The following is a 442-nucleotide window of genomic DNA, read 5'->3' on the forward strand; positions in this document are numbered from 1 at the left end:
GTTACCAATTCTTCGCCTCTTGACCAAACATAAATTTCATTTTCACGGATGATGGTTTGCGAACGGATGCCATCCCATTTGTGTTCTACCGACCAATATTCTGGATTTCCTAGACCGGAAACTTCACCTTCAATGGGATACGCTAAATAAAAAGGATACGGTTTGGATAAATAATCACTGCTTTTTTCGTCTAAAATTAATTCCTGAAAAGTGATTTTATCGGGATTCCAATTTCCCATTAGTTTGTACGCTAAAGCGTCTTCATCGACATTTTCTGCTTTAGATAATGCTCTAGTCATCAGTTTCTGACTGACACCAATTCGGAAACTTCCTGTAATTAATTTGGTGAAAACAAAACGTTCGTAGTAATTTAATGCCAACCAATTTTCTTGTAGATAAGCTTTTTTCTCCTCGTCAGTTTTCTTTTTTAACGCTATAATTT

At 35.7% G+C, this 442-nt stretch carries 1 pseudogene; it reads right to left on the reverse strand.

The features are described 5' to 3' along the window. Positions 1-442 (reverse strand): annotated as a pseudogene (locus tag FJV36_RS01455) (ATP-dependent DNA ligase); the annotation flags it as partial.

Source organism: Flavobacterium sp. I-STPP5a (genome assembly GCF_009764685.1).
Classification (GTDB): domain Bacteria; phylum Bacteroidota; class Bacteroidia; order Flavobacteriales; family Flavobacteriaceae; genus Flavobacterium.